This is a genomic window from Thalassospira sp. CH_XMU1420-2 (assembly GCF_037029325.1).
GTDB lineage: Bacteria > Pseudomonadota > Alphaproteobacteria > Rhodospirillales > Thalassospiraceae > Thalassospira > Thalassospira povalilytica.
Genome location: NZ_JAYMEG010000005.1, coordinates 196,961 through 213,587, shown reverse-complemented (window position 1 = coordinate 213,587; position 16,627 = coordinate 196,961). Strand labels below are relative to the sequence as shown.

The following is a 16,627-nucleotide window of genomic DNA, read 5'->3' as shown; positions in this document are numbered from 1 at the left end:
TATGCCCCGCCGTCCAACTGGGCCGCCCAACTGGTTTCAAGCCCGCCTAATAGCCTTCCCAATAGCTGTTGGCCACCGCATGGGTTTGCGACGACATATAGGGATTTGGGATGCGAAACACCTTGCGCTTGCTGTCACGGATCAGACGCAATGACCGGGCAATTCCCGGATCGGAATAGAAATTGCGCATGAAGGCCCCGTTCTCATAGGCCGCCTGCAACCCTTCTGTGATGATTGCATGGCGGGCCCTGTCATCGGCCCGCACATAGAAAAAGAAATCCAGCGGATAGATCAGAAGGATATTCTGATCAACAACCAGATCCATCCCCGCATCAAGGGCCAGACCGATTTCGGCATGAACTTCATGGGCCCCGCGATTCAAAAGATCGAACCGCCCGTGATCAAGCATCCGCCACAGATTTTCGTATGTCGCCTTTTCAACACAAAATCCGTTGGTTTCAAGGATTCTGGTATCCAGCCAGTCCGCGCCCGACCCGATGCAATGACCTTTCAGATCATCCAGCGTCTCGACTTCATTAAGCGCCTGGGCCATATCGGGCCGGGTCACAAAAACCCGATGCCCCAGAATACCGCGGGTCAGTGGCACATAGACCTGGGAAAAATCCTGCTCGAATTCGGGGCGATAGCCCGCAAACATCACATCGATCTGGCCATCTTCCATTTGCTGCATGATGCGTTTGGCCGTCGCCCCGTCAAAGGCGATATATTCGACCTGATGGTCCCCGCCCGCATGATCAAGGGCAAGTTCAAGCAACTTGTACTGATAGGAAAAAGGCCCGCTTTTCGGGTCACCGACAAGTGCGATGCGGAATGTCTCGGCTTGCGACGGCTTTGAAATTGCAATGCCAATAACAAACAATCCCAGCACCGGGACAATCAACCATTTGCAAAATTTAAGCACGCCGTTCCTCAAACCCGAAAACATGAACAACATCTACCTCTGGTAGATTGGGATCACACCCCATCAATTAAAGTCCCGACCGGTCACACAGTCTTATGTTTTGGGCATCTGTTTTGGCCCGACAACAACGCGGTCCAGGGCACGGATCGCCGCAACTCCATTCGCAGATTTTTTGTTTCGACTGTGCAATCTTTCTATTTGGATCAATTGGTAAATTCTAATTGGATCAAATTTCACCTAATAACGTCGATTTTGATCCTTTCGCGCGGAATGATTTTCCTATTTCCATATTTATCGCCGACCAGTCCTGTCCCGTCCGTCACGCTTCTTTCGGCTGAAATCGGTAATTCAAAGCGGTCGCCTGTCGCTTGATCACAGTGGCCTGCTTCACAGTCGGTCGGTCATTTCCATCCTGAAATGAGTACCGGTATCGAGTTTTCGCTTGACCGATTGTTATGTTATATCATAACAACATCAGGTCATCGAAATCTTCCCCACTCCAGACCGGATCGGTTACATGCCTGACTTCTCCCCTGTTTTTCGCCGCGCGTTTTTTGCCGCGTCCCTTGCCACCTTGCCGCTGATTGCCATCCCGGCCGGGTCGGCATCGGCCCACGGTGATGATGCCCCCAAGGTTGTCACATCCATCAAGCCGATCCATTCGATCGCCAGTGCCATCATGAAGGATATCGGCGAACCGGCCTTGCTGGTTGACGGGGCATCTTCCCCGCATGCCTATTCCCTGCGCCCCAGCGAAGCACGTGCGCTTAGCGAGGCCGATCTGGTTGTATATGTTTCCCATTCACTGGAAGGTTTCCTGCAAAAACCGTTGCAGACACTTTCCAAATCCAGCCATCAGCTTGAACTGGTCGCCGTCGAAGGCATGGCGCTTCGTAAAATGCGCGATGGTGGCGCATGGGAAGCCCACCAGCATGGCGATCACGATGAAGATCATGCCGGCCATGATGATGATCACCATGACCATGACGAACATGATGATCACGCGCACGGCGACCATGATGACCACAATGAGCATGCTCATGATGACCATGCCCATGATGATCATGACAAAGACCATCATCATGACGACGCCAAAGAAGCAGATGATCACGATCACGACCACGATCACGCCGCGGACGCCCATGACAGTGACGAAGATCACCATCACGAACATGGCGGCATTGATCCGCATATCTGGATGGATCCGGCCAATGGCGCAAGCATTGCCATCGCAATCACCGATGAACTGGTCGAAATCGACCCGGAACACGCCGATGCCTATCGCGACAATCTGAAAACGTTACTTGCCAGCCTGACCAGTCTTGGCAATGATCTGCGCCAGAAGGTCGCCCCGATTCAGGGCAAACCCTATGTCGTTTTCCATGATGCCTATCAGTATCTGGAAGCCGGATTTGGTTTGACAGCGGTTGGGTCGATCACCGTGTCCCCCGACCAGAAGCCCGGAGCCAAGCGCCTCCATGAGATCGAAGACAAAATTCGCGATACCGGTGCCGTTTGCATCTTTGCCGAACCGCAATTCCGTCCGGCAGTTGTTCAGGCTGTTGTGTCAGATACCGGCATCCGTACCGGAACGCTTGACCCGCTGGGTGCCGATCTCAAGGCGGGGCCGGACACCTATCAGCAAATCCTTGCACAGAATGTTGACGCCCTTGTCGATTGCCTCGGACAGGGTTCGTAAAACCGTTATGACTGCTCTGGTTGCCGGCACCTCGTTGCTGGCAACCGGTCAGGCGGCGTTGGCGCATCCCCATGTATGGATTGATGCCAGCGCCGAATTTGTGTTTGAAAACGACCGGATTACCGGAATTCGTGTGCACTGGCTGTTTGACGACCTGTTCAGCATGACGCTGATTGATGAATTCGACCATAACCATGACACCCGGTTCTTTGGCGATGAAAACACCAATCTGCGCGACAATGCCTTTGCCGCCCTTGCCGAAGTTTCCTGGCTGACCCATCTGCGCCGCAACGAAGAACTTCTTGCCTTTGCCGGTGCGACCGATTTCAAGGCCGACATTACCGATGACCGGCGCGTGACATATGATTTCACGCTGACCCTTGACCAGCCGCTTGACCCCAAAAAGGACAAAATCAGCCTGTCTGTCTATGACGCCGAATATTACATCGATGTCGCTTTCACACAGGTTGATCCCGTACTGTTTGTCGGCACCAAGAACCTGTCCTGCCATTTCGAGATGAGCGAAGATGAAAAGAACCGCATCTATTTTGACCTTGTCGCACCGGTCCGCGCCGATCTTGTTTGCGCAGGCAAGGTGGCGGCTGGCGGCAGTTCTGGCGGCCTTGCTCCTGGTGATTTCGTTCGCGTCGAGTAATCCGGCAGCCGCCCAATCATCAAACCTTCTGGGCCGCGGTGCGTCGGACAGTACCGACACCGCACCATCCGCGCCATCCGCACCATCCCGGGCAGAAGACAGCATGATCACCCTGCCCGGCTGGTTGTCAGACATTGTCGGTCAAACCGTCATTATCCAGACCAAACTGAACCGCGAAATCACCGCCACCCTGCGCGAAGCCAAATCCGGTGACAGTTTCTGGCCCGGACTGATGATCATTGCCCTGTCTTTTGCCTATGGCGTTTTTCATGCGGCAGGCCCCGGTCATGGCAAAATGATCACCACCACCTATTTCCTGTCGCGCGATGCCGGCTGGAAACAGGGTGTCGCCATGGGCAGCCTGATCGCAGCCGTGCAGGCCGTCTCGGCGATCATTCTTGTCGGGTCGCTTACGCTTGTTCTCAATCTTGGCCCGACGGCCATTACCCGCAACGGACTGGTGATGGAGGCCGTGTCATATGCCCTGATCGCCCTTCTGGGCGGGCTGATGTGCCTGCGCATTCTTCAGGGCCGGGATGATTGCTGTGACCATGGCGGTCACCCCCATCAACATCACGACCATGATCACAACCACGATCATCATCACCACCATGATGACACCCACTCCCACCATGCTTGTAACCATGCCGATCACCACAGTCATGGGCATGACGGGCACGGGCATGACGAACACAGACATGACGACAGCCATCAACACACACATGACCATGCACATGCGCATCAAAACGCCCCTGCTTCGACGGCGCAAACACGCTGGCAGATGATTGCAAGTGGCGTGGTTGTCGGGCTGCGTCCCTGTACGGGTTCGATTCTGGTACTGCTCTTTACCCTTGCCAACGGCATGTTTCTGGTTGGCATCGGGGCTGCCTTTGCCATGGCAGCCGGGGTGGCATTGACCATCAGCCTGATCGGGCTTGCCGCGATCGGCATTCGCACCGGCACCCGGCATCTGTTTGATCTGTCCGACAGCACATCGGGGATCGTGCGGCGTGGTGTCGGCTTTGCCGGTGCGGCGACCATCACCCTGTTCGGGGTCATGCTGTTGCTGGCATCAGCCCGCCAGATGGGATGGCTTTGACCCACCTTGCCTTCTGCTGATCGGTCTCTCTGCGGATCGGGCTTTGCCTGCGGGGGGGGGGGGGGTGAACGTTCAGGATTTGAATTGGGCCGGGATGCTTTCTGTTGCCTTGATCAGGGCATCCATCACCATGCGGACCCCGGGTGACCGGCGCATATCGGGATGGACCACCAGCCAGACCGGCTTGCTGACCTCGCCCAGTTTGTCATCGAAAACCAGTTCCAGACGATCATCAAGATCGGCCATATAGCGCGGCAACAATCCCAACCCATGCCCGGCGGCAACAAAGGCCAGAACCGTCTGGCTGTCATCGGCCTTGACCCGCATCGGCAATTTCTGTTCCAGCGTTTCCCAGACCCAGCCTTGCTGGTAATCGCCAAATGTGTTGCGCCCGTCTGCACAAAATTCCCAATCCTTGCGCGGGACCCGGTCGGTATAGCCCTTGGCGGCGTAGACCGCAAAACGCAGATTGGTCAGCTTGCGCACGATCAGGCCGCTTTGATCCGGGGTTGCCATGCGCACTGCCACATCCGCCTCGCGGCGGGCAAGGTTGGCGATGACGCTTGATCCCAAAATCTCGTATTCCAGATTTTTCTGGTCACGCAGCAACTCGGCCAGTCGCGGGGCAAACAGCAAACGTCCGGCAGCGGGCGGGACCGCAATGCGCACAACCCCGTGTGCGGTTTCATCACCGCGGGCCTGACGTTCAAACGCCAGAACATCTTCTTCAATCCGGCCGGCCACCGGCACCAGATTCTCGCCCGCTTCGGTCAATTTCCAGCCGGTCGCCAGACGATCAAACAGATGCGCGCCAAGATCGGCTTCCAGCGCCTCGATCCGCCGGGCAACGGTGGTGTGATCCTTTCCCAACCGGCGTGCTGCCCCGGAAAGAGTGCCGGCCTGTGCCACCGCGACAAAAAACCGCAAATCATTCCAGTTCATCGATCCCCCCTGTCTTGCCATTGTCATGCCATTGCCATTGCCATTGCCTTTGCCATCACCCTCAACCGCCATCACCGGCAGCCCGATAGTCAGGCAAGCCCATGCCGTTGCTCCCCAAACCGAGCTGACCTGATGACCTGATGACCTGACCACGTGACGTGACACAAAGTGACACGACGTCACCTGATCTGCTCTGACCGGCACCAATCAGGCCAACTAACCTTGATAGCCCCGATCAAACCTTCCCCAGCACCAAGCCGAACCGGTCCTCACCTGTGCCAAACCGCCATACCCGAACGGAGCAGGCCCCTTCGCGATGATGGTCACCGGCGCACAGTTTACTCACTTTGCTCTATTGCCTGACGGCCGATGGCTCAACCGCGCAATATTGCACAACTATAGCGCATTTTATCGGAATTCCTTTGCATTTCTGCGCATGGCAATGTTGGTGCATCACAACAGCCCCCACGATCAAGGAGCATCAGAATGGCTATCCATAACCAGATCGATTGCAATCCCGTCGTTGGTTGCGTTTCGGCAAAAAGCCTGTCGGTGATGGCTGCGTCACGCCAGACCACCCCGCCCTCGCGCCCCAGCATTTCCAAGGGTGTTAGCGCTATCATCACGGCAATTATTGGAACTCTGGCGGCATCCTATAAGCGGTATCAAAGTCGCGTTGCCCTGACCCGTCTGAGCGACACCCAATTGCGCGACATCGGTCTTGAACGGTCCGACGATGGCCGGATCAACCGGCGGTCCGCATAACCAGATCAAAGCGGCCAAGGGTCCAACCTGCGGCAATCGACACGCTTTGATACCGGCCTCAGAACCGATAGGGGTATCGGCTTTGGGGCCAATGCCTCCCTCAGGGCATGGAAAAGGCCTCCGCCAGTCGGAGGCCTTTGTCTTTGACGATGTAACTGTTACTCGGCCCATACCAAAACGCGCGCCCCAAGCGCCCGCCGCATGTTCCGAATTCGGAACTCAGACCTTTCAACTCGGAACGCTGAACCCCGAAGTCCCAGCTCGCAACTCGCAACTCCGATGCCGGAGAAAGACGGGGGGCTGGATGACGGCTTTAAATCTGGAATTCCTCGGCGATTTCATCTGCGGCCTTGATCAGCGCATCCATCACCAGCCGCACACCGGGGGAACGGCGCATGTCGGGATGGACAACCAGCCAGCCGGTTTCGCGACCATGCCCGTCAGTATCGGCATGGATCAGTTCCAGCCGGTCATCCTTGTCACCCAGATAGCGGGGAAGAACGCCAACCCCGTGGCCGGCTGCGATGAACTGGCGAACCGTTTCGGTATCATCGGCACGGAAACGGCAGGGCAATTCCCGCCCCAGAACCGTGCGCACCCATTCCTTTTTCGAGGCCCCGTAGGCCGTATCTTCATAGCCGCAGAATTCCCAATCGGGTTCCGGCACCTGGTCACGATATCCCGCCGCCCCATACAGCCCGACGCCAAGTTCCAAAAGCTTGCGCGTGATCAGGCCGGGTTCGCGCGGGGTCACCATACGCACGGCAATATCGGCTTCGCGCCGTGCCAGATTGACCACATTCGCCGCCCCGATGATTTCAAATTCAAGCCCCTTATGCGCGGTCAACAGCCGCGCCAGCCGCGGGGCAAACAACACACGCCCGGCAACCGGCGGCACGGAAATCCGCACCACCCCGTGGGCGGCTTCATCGCCCTTGGCCTGGCGCTCGAAACTCAGTGCTTCCTGTTCGACCCGTTCGGCAACCGGCACAAGGTTCTGCCCCGCCGTGGTCAATTGCCAGCCGCGCGGCAAGCGATCAAACAGCTTGGTCCCGACATCGCTTTCAAGGGATTCGATGCGGCGCGCAACAGTTGTGTGTTCCTTGCGCAGCCGTCTGGCCGCCCCGGAAAGGCTGCCTTCTTCGGCCAGAACAAGAAAATAGCGTAAATCGTTCCAGTTCATCCCTGCACCCTGTCGGTCGCGATCGAAATCATTCTGGTTATTTTTGCACATTAAATCTGCGAAACAACCGAATTCCTGTTTTATTTTGCATATGGGACGATCAAACCATCAACAAGACAACTCAACCAGAGATATCAGGAGGCCGATATGGCGCACCAGATTTCGACCCAAAAACCATTCGATGTCGCGACCGATCCCTTTGCCAAACGCATGCCGTTTGGCGCCCTGATCGACAGGATCGTCAATTATTCGATCGAGGCCCGCAAACGCAAGAACCAGCGCGAAGTGCTCAGCACGCTTAGCGACGCGCAACTTGAAGATGTCGGTCTGCAACGGAAATTTGATGGCGAACGCTGGTATGTCGAACGGATCACCGATCGTCCGTTCCCGAACCGGAACCAACCGCAAAGCCGCTAATCCCCCACGCGCCCACCACCGCACAATGTTTGCCCGCAAACGCAAAAAGGGACCCGAACGGGTCCCTTTTTATTTGTATGATGATTTGATTGTCGTCAGCCGCGAAGGGCGTTGACCCGGTCGGATGCTTCCTGGGCCAGCTTGGTAATCCGGTCCCAATCACCGGCCTTGACCGCATCCTTGGGGGCCACCCAGGACCCGCCGACCGTGATAATATTAGGCAGCGCCAAATAATCGGCGAGATTATTAAGCGAAACCCCACCCGTCGGGCAGAATTTGACCTGGGGCAGCGGACCCGAAATTGCCTTGAGCATCGAAACACCGCCCTGTTGTTCGGCCGGGAAGAATTTCAGCGTGTCATAGCCATGATCAAGCAGGTTCATGATTTCAGACGGCGTACCAGCCCCCGGAAGCAACGGGCATCCGGTATCGGCTGCTGCCTTGAGCAAGCCTTCACTATGGCCCGGCGAGACGGCAAAGGCACAGCCAATTTCAGCCATACGTTCCATCTGCTTGGCATTGATCACGGTACCCGCACCGGTGATGGCGTCGGGGACTTCGGCGATAATGCGCTTGATGCTTTCTTCGGCGGCATCGGACCGCAGGGTAATTTCAAGCACCGGCAAACCACCGGCAACCAGTGCCTTGGCCAAAGGAACGGCGTCGTTGGCGTCTTCAATCACCAGAACCGGCACAACCGGGGCTTTGGACAGAATTTCACGCGATGAAAGGCTCATAAATATTCCTCCTGTTTCCTGATCAGGCCGTCAAAATCTTGGCACAGCCAATCAGGGCCGGGTATTTCGCCGTCATCAGACGTACCGGCACATCATTCATCAAATCACGGAAGCGGCCCTTGGCGATCATGCGCTCTTTCAGGCCGCTTTGTTTCATGTAATCGGCAATACGCGGGCCAATGCCGCCACCAATAAAGACCCCGTCAAAGGCGCCGAGCGTCAGGACAAGATCACCGGCAACCCCGCCCATAAACAGGCAGAAGCGTTCAAGCACCTTAAGACACAGGGCATCCCCGTCCTTAAGTGCGCCATCGACAACTTCGGCTGCTGTTTTGGGGGTTACCGCAATACCGTCAATCGCTGCCAGCGCCCGATACAGGTTTTCAATCCCCATGCCTGACAGGATGCGTTCGGCCGAAACACGGCCCAGTTCACCGGTCAGGAATTTGACGATCTCGTAATCAAGATCATCCACCGCAGGCAGGGACACATGCCCGCCTTCGCCCTGGATCGGCAACCAGTGACCTTCGTGGGGCAACAGACCCGAAACACCCAAACCGGTGCCCGCCCCGATCACCGCCAATGGCAGCCCCGGACGGCCCGGCCCGTCAAACAGCGTAATCAGGTCTTCCGGACCAAGATAGGGCACCGACATGGCAAGACCGGTGAAATCATTGACCACGACAAGACGATCAAGATTGAACTCGGCCTTGAGCGCCTCCTTGGAGAATACCCACGGATTATTGGTGAACTTGATGGTATCGGCCATGGCCGGGCATGCCACGGCCACCGCGAATTCACGCAAGTCCGAACAGTCGGTCCTGACCATAAAGTCCCGCATGGCATCGCCGATGGCCGCATATTCGCGCACCGGCAATGTCATCGGCGTATGGGGATTGCCCGCATCGTCAAGCCAGGCAAAGCGGGCATTGGTCCCGCCAATATCACCAACCAGCTGCATTACGCGACTTCTGCCTCCCCCGGGAAGGCAGCACTGGCACCCAATTCTGCCAGACCAACATGTTCACGGAACACGCCAAACATTTCACGGCCAAAGCCGTCCTGATGTTCGGCCTTGTTGTCAAAGGTCGCAAAGTCGCGTTTGGCCAGCTCGGCATCAGAGACATTCAGGATCAATTCGCCGGTTTCGGCATCCAGACGGACGATATCGCCGTCTTTGACCTTGGCAATCGGGCCGTTCATCATGCCTTCCGGCGTGACGTGGATCGCAGCGGGAACCTTGCCCGATGCCCCCGACATCCGACCATCGGTAACAAGGGCAACCTTGTAACCAAGATCCTGAAGCACGCCCAGCGGCGGGGTCAGTTTATGCAGTTCCGGCATGCCGTTGGCTTTCGGCCCCTGGAAGCGCACAACACAAACAACGTCACGATGCAGTTTGCCTTCCTTGAAGGCATCCATCATGGCTTCTTGCGATGTAAACACCGCTGCCGGGGCTTCGATCACGCGGTTTTCCGGCTTGACTGCGGAAACCTTGATCACGGCACGGCCAAGATTGCCCGACAGCATGCGCAGACCGCCATCGGCACTGAATGCCTTTTCGGTCGGACGCAGGATTTCTTCATCATGGCTGTTGGCCGGCGCATCACGCCAGGCAAGTTTGCCATTATCAAGATACGGCTCGGTGCCATAGGCCGCCATGCCCCCGGTATGGATGGTTTCCAGATCCGGATGCAGGATGCCGTTCTTCAGAAGATCGGAAATGACAAAGCCCATGCCGCCAGCAGCATGGAAATGGTTCACATCGGCCTGACCGTTTGGATAAACACGGCACAGCAACGGCACGACACGCGACAGTTCGTCAAAGTCATCCCAGCGCAGCTCGATCCCGGCGGCACGTGCCATGGCCGGAAGATGCAGGGTATGGTTGGTCGAACCACCGGTCGCCAGAAGACCGACGATGCCGTTCACAAAAGCCTTTTCATCAAGGATTTTGCCAATCGGGCGATAGTCATTGCCAAGCTTGGTGATGGCAAGTGCACGGCGCGCGGCTTCTTCGGTCAGGGCGTCGCGCAGTTCGGTATTCGGATTAACAAACGCCGCACCGGGAAGATGCAGCCCCATGACTTCCATCAGCATCTGGTTGGAATTCGCGGTCCCATAGAAAGTACAGGTACCCGGGCTGTGATAGGACGCGGTTTCGGCTTCCAGAAGTTCCTTGCGGCCAACCTTGCCCTGGGCATAAAGCTGACGAATGCGGGCCTTTTCATTGTTGGGCAATCCCGATGGCATCGGACCGGCCGGAACAAACACCGCCGGGATATGACCATAGGAAAGTGCCCCCATGACAAGACCGGGAACGATCTTGTCACAGACACCAAGATAAAGCGCACCGTCAAACACATCATGCGACAGCGAAACCGCCGTCGACATCGCGATGACATCGCGCGAGAACAGGCTGAGCTCCATGCCCGGGCGGCCCTGGGTCACGCCATCACACATGGCAGGCACACCACCGGCAACCTGTGCGGTTGCCCCGGCTTCGAACACGGCCTTTTTGATCAGGTCGGGATAGACGCCAAGCGGCTGATGGGCCGAAAGCATATCGTTATAGGATGTAACGATGCCAAGGTTTGCGCCCTCGTCCCCGTTGATGCGGGCCTTTTCAGCCGCACCACAGCCCGCCGATGCGTGGGCAAGGTTACCACAGGACAGGGAAGAACGATGCGGACGATCAGACGCAGCAGCCTCGATCTTGGCAAGATAGGCTTCGCGGGTTGGTTTTGAACGCTCGATAATGCGTTTTGTAATCTGTTCTATTTCACGTTTCATGGGGTTCAGCCTTTCGGGTTCTCGGCGCTCCACCACAGATCGACGGGGACGTCAGTCTGTTGCAAAATTGCGCGAACCGGCATTTCTTCAATATCGGTGCCATTTTTCGCGGTTTCAAAGGTCGACCATTTGGATTGTCCGGTAATATGGATCCCAATATACCGGGCGTTGAGAATGGCAGGTAACGTCATGCTGATGCGCGGGACCGGGGATACGGTCGGGCGTGCAGCAGCGACGACCTCGCCATGTTCGGGATAAAGCCCTTTGCGCAGGGCTTCGGGGGTTGAGGACGGGAAAAGTGATGCAGTATGGCCGTCATCCCCCATCCCCAAAAAGACAATATCAAGCGGCCAGTGCATTTCGGTTCGCAAACGCGCACTGACGGTGGCAACCGCGTCTTCGGGGCTGCTATCGGATGTTTTAAGCGACACAAAGCGGGCATTCTGTGCTTCGTTGATGAACAGATTGTCGCGCACCAGCTTTTCATTGGACTGATCATCATCAAGCCCGACCCAGCGATCATCGCCAAGGGTGACAGTTACCTTTGACCAGTCCAGACGGACAGTCGACAGGGTCTGGAAAAGCGGTTTGGGAAACCGGCCACCAGCAACAGCAATGCTGGCATGACCGCGGGTCGCGATGGCAAATTCCAGTCGTTCGACGGTTTCCTTGACCAATGCCGCGAGCATGTCATCGCCGCTTTTGAAAATGCGTTCGTTAATCATGTTTTCTTCCCGAATTGGGGTCATGCTGAATATGTGGTGCCCCGGCCTTTTGGCCAGGGCCGCACCATCCTAGAACCCGGCTTCTTCGTTCCAGGTCCGTCCATCACGTTCGATCAGCGCAATGGCCGCAGACGGGCCCCACGTTCCAGAAGTGTAGCCTTTGGGCGTGATATGATTGTTTTTCCAGGCTTCCTGGATCGCATCGACCCATTGCCATGCAATGTCCTGTTCATCGCGACGCACGAACAGCGTGTTATTGCCATCAATCGCATCAAGCAAAAGACGTTCATAGGCGTCGGGACTACGGCCCCCGAATGCCTCGGCAAAGGACAGGTTAAGGGCGGTCGGGCGCAACCGGACAAGCCCCGGCCCCGGGTTCTTGTTGTTCAGAACCAGATGAATGCCGTCATCAGGCTGCAACCGCAGAACAAGCTTGTTGGCCTGATAGTTGGTCATGGATTTGGCCAGCGGGAAAATCTGATGCGGGACGTCGCGGAACTGGATCACGATTTCCGAATGACGTTTGGGCAACCGTTTGCCCGTGCGCAGATAGAACGGAACCCCCGCCCAGCGCCAGTTGTTCAACTCGGCCCGGATGGCAACAAAGGTTTCGGTCGTGCTGTCGACATTGGCACCTTCTTCTTCAAGGTAGCCCGGCACTTCCTTGCCGCCCACAGCACCCTTGCGGTACTGGCCGCGCACAGTGGAACTGTCGATATTGCTGTCATTGATCGGTTGCAGCGCCTTGAGAACTTTTACCTTCTCGTCACGCACCGCATCCTGATCAAGAACATAGGGCGGTTCCATGGCGACCAGGCACAGCAACTGCAACATATGGTTCTGAACCATGTCGCGCATCGCACCGGCATCATCATAATAGGACCAGCGCCCTTCGACCCCGACTTCCTCGCCGACCGTGATCTGTACGTGATCGATATGCGCACTGTTCCAGAGCGGTTCGAACATCGCATTGGCAAAGCGCAGGATCATAAGGTTCTGCACCGTTTCCTTGCCAAGATAGTGGTCGATACGGAAAATCTGGTTTTCCTCGAACACTTCGCCGATCTGGCCGTTGATTTCACGGCAGCTTTCAAGATCGTGGCCCAGCGGCTTTTCAAGCACGACACGGGAATTGGGCGTCACCAGCCCGACCTTTTTGAGGTTAAAGGCCATGTCGGCAAACAGGGACGGACTGGTCGAGAAATAATAGACGCGATCACGATCAGGCTGATCGGAAAGCTTTTCATACAGGACTTTGAAGCCGGCCTCGTCGCCGGCGGAAACCTGCACATAAGCAATGCGGCTTGCGAATTTTTTCCAGATTTCGGCGTCGAATTCGCCCTTGGGGATGAATTTTTGCCCGGCTTCTTCCAGCTTGGAGCGGAATTCCTCGTCGCTATGTTCGCTGCGCGAAGCGCCAAAGATGCGGGTTTCATCGTCGAAACGCCCGGTACGTTCCATTTCATAGAGTGCGGGGAACAGTTTCCGTAACGCCAAATCTCCGGTCCCACCGAAAATCACGATATCAGCGATACGATGCTTAAGCCTTTGTTTCATTCTGCCCTTAGCCTTCCAACGTTTCCTTCCTGTCGCCAAGGTGGGACCCCGGATCAGTCGATCCTGGCAGGCGACGGGAACACGGCATTTTTACCGTGATAACACCACCGGCATTCCCGATGGTGCTTGTGCATTTGCTGGCAAAACCATTCTGACGGGTGCCCAAATGGTTCAAAGCCGGCTTGTTTATCATGACCAGACAACACGCATTTCTGCGATTTTGAACATCTGCCAGCGGGATTTGGTCATGGCAGTATTCTGTTATCTGACCAATTGTACCGATTCAAACAGCAATGCTGTGTCCTGATCAACAGTGCTGCGCCAGACCGGTCGCAAAGCGCACTGTTACACGATCTCAGGGGGTAAGACCACTGCGATCAAGCGCGAAATGGACCGTTTTACCGGAATCCGGTTTAACCGTAACAATTTGTTGCGAAACGGCTTCAACAACCACCGGGTTGTCCCCCATTTTAGGCCAGTCAGAATATCGTGCAACAAATTGATTTTGACCACATTGACCGGTTCCGGACAATGTCTTGTCAAACCAGTGTCAACCAGATCCGGCCGGGATGAAATGCAAACTTTCATGACGCTTTGCCCCGCCATTCCCCGCCTATCCTAACTCGCCCGCCATCCCCGATTAGTGAGCTGATCGGTAAAACCGAAACCGCCCCCCAATCGCCCATCATCGGTCCGGAATATAAAGACTCGCGCAAAAGCACCGTTTTCTGCGGCTTTCATTCTACCTGACGGCCTGAAATAATGCTGAATGTTCTCATTTTCCGGTCAAAATGAGAACATTCGAGAACACCATATATTTATTTAAAAACAATGATTTAATTAAATGCTCCGGATTTTGTTCCAATTTTGTTCTTGCGAGAACAAAATCAGAACAGTATGGTTTCTTCAGACAGATCGAGGAGGACATACCATGCACAAACTGATCGAAAACCCGACCCGCCTGAACGAGCTTTGCAGCACTGTTGCGATTGTCGGCAGTACAGGTTTCTTCCTGTTTGTGATCGCCCTGGGCATGGCACAAAGCCTTCGTGGTCTTGTCTGAAACGTTCCGCAACGTTTCTTGTGAATTCGAATTGAAATCTGTGAGGCCCGGACTTTAAGCCACCATTGCTTTTGTCCATCACGGGCATCTGGCCGGCAGGCAACCCCGCACCCATACCCTGTCCCGCCTGTCGGCCAGAGCTTCCCCAATGCCCGACTTCCCTTTTGGGCCTTATGGCGACTGAAAATATACTCCGCACGACTTGGCGCTGCTATTCCCCGATAGCAGCGCCTTTTCTTTATGCGTACAGCAGGATCAACCAGCCGTCGCATATTGCGCCAAAGGATATCGCACCCGATTTTGGGCGAGTCTGCTTTTCTGATCGTTTTTGCGACCTGCCCAGCGGAGGGCAATCATTTCAGGCTTAAAACACTTATTGCATTGCAACAGTTTACGCTGCGTTGCAAAATTTCCCTCGACAGGCTGGCAAAATTTCGTTTGAATCAACAAAGAAAACGATAATTTGGAATTTCATCATACTTTATGGCTATTGCAAGTAAGCTGAACTGTCGTAGGCTTTGACGCAATAACAGGATTTCTGATCACATCTTCACGACCCGACGGTTGTGGATCAAAACGGCATCAATCCCGAGCCCGGATCAGAACCCGAATACCAAGTCGTATCGCACAGCCAGACGCCCATACGACCATAAACAGGATGAAATGCCGTAACCAGTTGGTGATACAGGCCCAAAGGCCGGTCACCCGGGAGTGAGAGTAAATGCTGTATCACCTTTATGAATTGCAGCACGCCACAATAAGCCCGCTTCGCATGGCTGCGGATGCCAGCAAAAAGTGGCTGCGCAATCCGGCCAATCCGCTGTCCTATACCCATCAGGGTCGGGCAGCAGCGGCCGCATGTGACGTGTTCACCCATTTCACCCACCGTTACGGCAAACCGGAATTCGGGCTTGAAACCACAACCATTGACGGCGAAACCGTGCCGATCACCGAAGAAATCGTTCATAGCGAGGCCTTTTGTGATCTTTTGCATTTCAAGCGCGAAACCGATCATTTGAAAACCCAGCCCGATGATCCGCGTGTGCTGCTTGTCGCACCGCTGTCGGGGCATTTTTCAACGCTTCTGCGCGGCACGGTCGAGGCATTGCTGCCCGATCACGATGTTTACATCACCGACTGGATTGATGCGCGCACCGTCCCGGTTCATCAGGGGCATTTCGACCTTGATAGCTATATCGATTACCTGATGCGGTTCCTGCGCAAGCTTGGCCCCAACACCCACATGATTGCTGTGTGTCAGCCATCCGTGCCGGTGGTCGCCGCCGCATCCCTGATGGCAGCCGGCAACGAGAAATGCCAGCCGGCCTCGATGACCCTGATGGGCGGGCCGATCGATACGCGTGAAAACCCGACCGAGGTCAACAATTTCGCAAAACAGCACAGCCTTGACTGGTTTGAACGCCATGTCCTGTCGCATGTGCCCCTGCCCCATGCCGGTGTTATGCGCCGGGTTTATCCGGGCTTCATGCAGCTTGCCGGGTTCATGAGCATGAACTGGGACCGCCATGTATCGGCCCATCATGACATGTTCCTGCATCTGGTCGAAGGTGACGGCGAAAGCGCCGAAGCCAAGCGATCCTTCTATCAGGAATATCTGGCGGTCATGGATATGACGGCCGAGTTTTATCTTCAGACCCTTAAGGTCGTGTTCCATGAACACAGCCTGCCCGAAGGCACCATGCGCTGGCAGGGTGTGCCGGTTGATCCGTCCGCGATTACCAAAACCGCCCTTTTGACGGTCGAAGGCGAACGCGATGATATTACCGGCATGGGTCAGACCCGGGCTGCGCACAAGTTGTGCAGCAACCTGCCCGACAATATGCGCATGCATCATCTGCAACAGGGTGTTGGCCATTACGGCGTGTTTAACGGCCGTCGCTGGCGCGAACAGATCAGCCCGCGGATCAAGGATTTCATCCGCCGCCACGATCACGAAGGCAAAGGCGCCCGCAGCGCCCCGAATATCGCGCGCATCAACGCCGCCGAATAATCGGACCCAACCGAAACATTGCCAAAGCCGCCAGCCCCGTGCCGGCGGCTTTTTGGTTT

Annotated in this window: 15 protein-coding genes; 7 read left to right on the top strand and 8 right to left on the bottom strand. The window is 55.9% G+C overall.

The genetic code is table 11. The annotated features are described in order from the left end of the window. Window positions 1–46: 46 nt before the first annotated feature. The gene (locus WA429_RS16290) at window positions 47–922 is read right to left on the bottom strand and encodes a hypothetical protein (protein ID WP_206927247.1); all 876 of its coding nucleotides are present in this window, start codon (window positions 920–922) and stop codon (window positions 47–49) included. 517 nt (window positions 923–1,439) lie between these two features. Here WA429_RS16290 and WA429_RS16285 point away from each other — a divergent pair. Genes WA429_RS16285 through WA429_RS16275 form a run of 3 tightly spaced genes read left to right on the top strand, consistent with a single transcriptional unit; the run spans window position 1,440 to window position 4,375 of the window. Continuing rightward, on the top strand, window positions 1,440–2,621 hold the full coding sequence (locus tag WA429_RS16285; RefSeq protein WP_287466408.1) for a zinc ABC transporter substrate-binding protein: 1,182 nt from the start codon (window positions 1,440–1,442) through the stop codon (window positions 2,619–2,621). A gap of 7 nt (window positions 2,622–2,628) precedes the next feature. Beyond that, on the top strand, window positions 2,629–3,276 hold the full coding sequence (locus tag WA429_RS16280) for a DUF1007 family protein (RefSeq protein ID WP_287466409.1): 648 nt from the start codon (window positions 2,629–2,631) through the stop codon (window positions 3,274–3,276). Further along, window positions 3,254–4,375 carry a nickel/cobalt transporter gene (locus WA429_RS16275; protein ID WP_287466410.1) on the top strand — a complete coding sequence of 374 codons (1,122 nt, stop codon included), beginning with the start codon at window positions 3,254–3,256 and terminating at the stop codon, window positions 4,373–4,375. The genes WA429_RS16280 and WA429_RS16275 overlap by 23 nt, the downstream gene beginning before the upstream one ends. 72 nt (window positions 4,376–4,447) lie before the next feature. Here WA429_RS16275 and WA429_RS16270 read toward each other — a convergent pair whose 3' ends face one another. Continuing rightward, window positions 4,448–5,389, bottom strand: coding sequence for a LysR family transcriptional regulator (locus WA429_RS16270; protein WP_287466411.1), 942 nt, complete (start codon window positions 5,387–5,389; stop codon window positions 4,448–4,450). 414 nt (window positions 5,390–5,803) lie between these two features. Here WA429_RS16270 and WA429_RS16265 point away from each other — a divergent pair, with 414 nt between their 5' ends. Beyond that, window positions 5,804–6,082, top strand: a complete 279-nt coding sequence (locus tag WA429_RS16265) for a DUF1127 domain-containing protein (RefSeq protein ID WP_206927244.1) — start codon at window positions 5,804–5,806, stop codon at window positions 6,080–6,082. A 313-nt stretch (window positions 6,083–6,395) separates the two neighbouring features. Here WA429_RS16265 and WA429_RS16260 read toward each other — a convergent pair whose 3' ends face one another. After that, a complete protein-coding gene (locus WA429_RS16260; RefSeq protein WP_068517182.1) occupies window positions 6,396–7,265 on the bottom strand; it encodes a LysR family transcriptional regulator in 870 nt (289 codons plus the stop codon). A gap of 147 nt (window positions 7,266–7,412) precedes the next feature. Here WA429_RS16260 and WA429_RS16255 point away from each other — a divergent pair, with 147 nt between their 5' ends. Then, a complete protein-coding gene (locus tag WA429_RS16255) occupies window positions 7,413–7,682 on the top strand; it encodes a DUF1127 domain-containing protein (RefSeq protein WP_068517140.1) in 270 nt (89 codons plus the stop codon). Window positions 7,683–7,777: 95 nt separating this feature from the next. Here WA429_RS16255 and WA429_RS16250 read toward each other — a convergent pair whose 3' ends face one another. The 5 genes from WA429_RS16250 to zwf all read right to left on the bottom strand — a co-directional run bounded on the left by WA429_RS16250 (window position 7,778) and on the right by zwf (window position 13,494). After that, window positions 7,778–8,419: a bifunctional 4-hydroxy-2-oxoglutarate aldolase/2-dehydro-3-deoxy-phosphogluconate aldolase gene (locus WA429_RS16250; protein WP_287466412.1), complete on the bottom strand. Its 642-nt coding sequence runs from the start codon at window positions 8,417–8,419 to the stop codon at window positions 7,778–7,780. Window positions 8,420–8,441: 22 nt separating this feature from the next. After that, window positions 8,442–9,380: a glucokinase gene (glk, locus tag WA429_RS16245; protein ID WP_206927242.1), complete on the bottom strand. Its 939-nt coding sequence runs from the start codon at window positions 9,378–9,380 to the stop codon at window positions 8,442–8,444. Then, complete coding sequence (gene edd / locus WA429_RS16240) at window positions 9,380–11,212, bottom strand: phosphogluconate dehydratase (RefSeq protein ID WP_068517137.1); 1,833 nt, start codon at window positions 11,210–11,212, stop codon at window positions 9,380–9,382. The genes glk and edd overlap by 1 nt, the downstream gene beginning before the upstream one ends. Before the next feature lie 5 nt (window positions 11,213–11,217). Further along, complete coding sequence (gene pgl, locus WA429_RS16235; protein WP_101247944.1) at window positions 11,218–11,937, bottom strand: 6-phosphogluconolactonase; 720 nt, start codon at window positions 11,935–11,937, stop codon at window positions 11,218–11,220. Window positions 11,938–12,006: 69 nt separating this feature from the next. Continuing rightward, window positions 12,007–13,494 carry a glucose-6-phosphate dehydrogenase gene (zwf, locus tag WA429_RS16230; RefSeq protein WP_068517136.1) on the bottom strand — a complete coding sequence of 496 codons (1,488 nt, stop codon included), beginning with the start codon at window positions 13,492–13,494 and terminating at the stop codon, window positions 12,007–12,009. A gap of 931 nt (window positions 13,495–14,425) precedes the next feature. Here zwf and WA429_RS16225 point away from each other — a divergent pair. Both WA429_RS16225 and WA429_RS16220 read left to right on the top strand, forming a co-directional pair. After that, window positions 14,426–14,557 (top strand): hypothetical protein, encoded by a 132-nt coding sequence (locus WA429_RS16225; protein ID WP_255355705.1) that lies wholly within the window; start codon window positions 14,426–14,428, stop codon window positions 14,555–14,557. A gap of 721 nt (window positions 14,558–15,278) precedes the next feature. Beyond that, complete coding sequence (locus WA429_RS16220; protein ID WP_068517133.1) at window positions 15,279–16,568, top strand: polyhydroxyalkanoate depolymerase; 1,290 nt, start codon at window positions 15,279–15,281, stop codon at window positions 16,566–16,568. Window positions 16,569–16,627 lie beyond the last annotated feature (59 nt).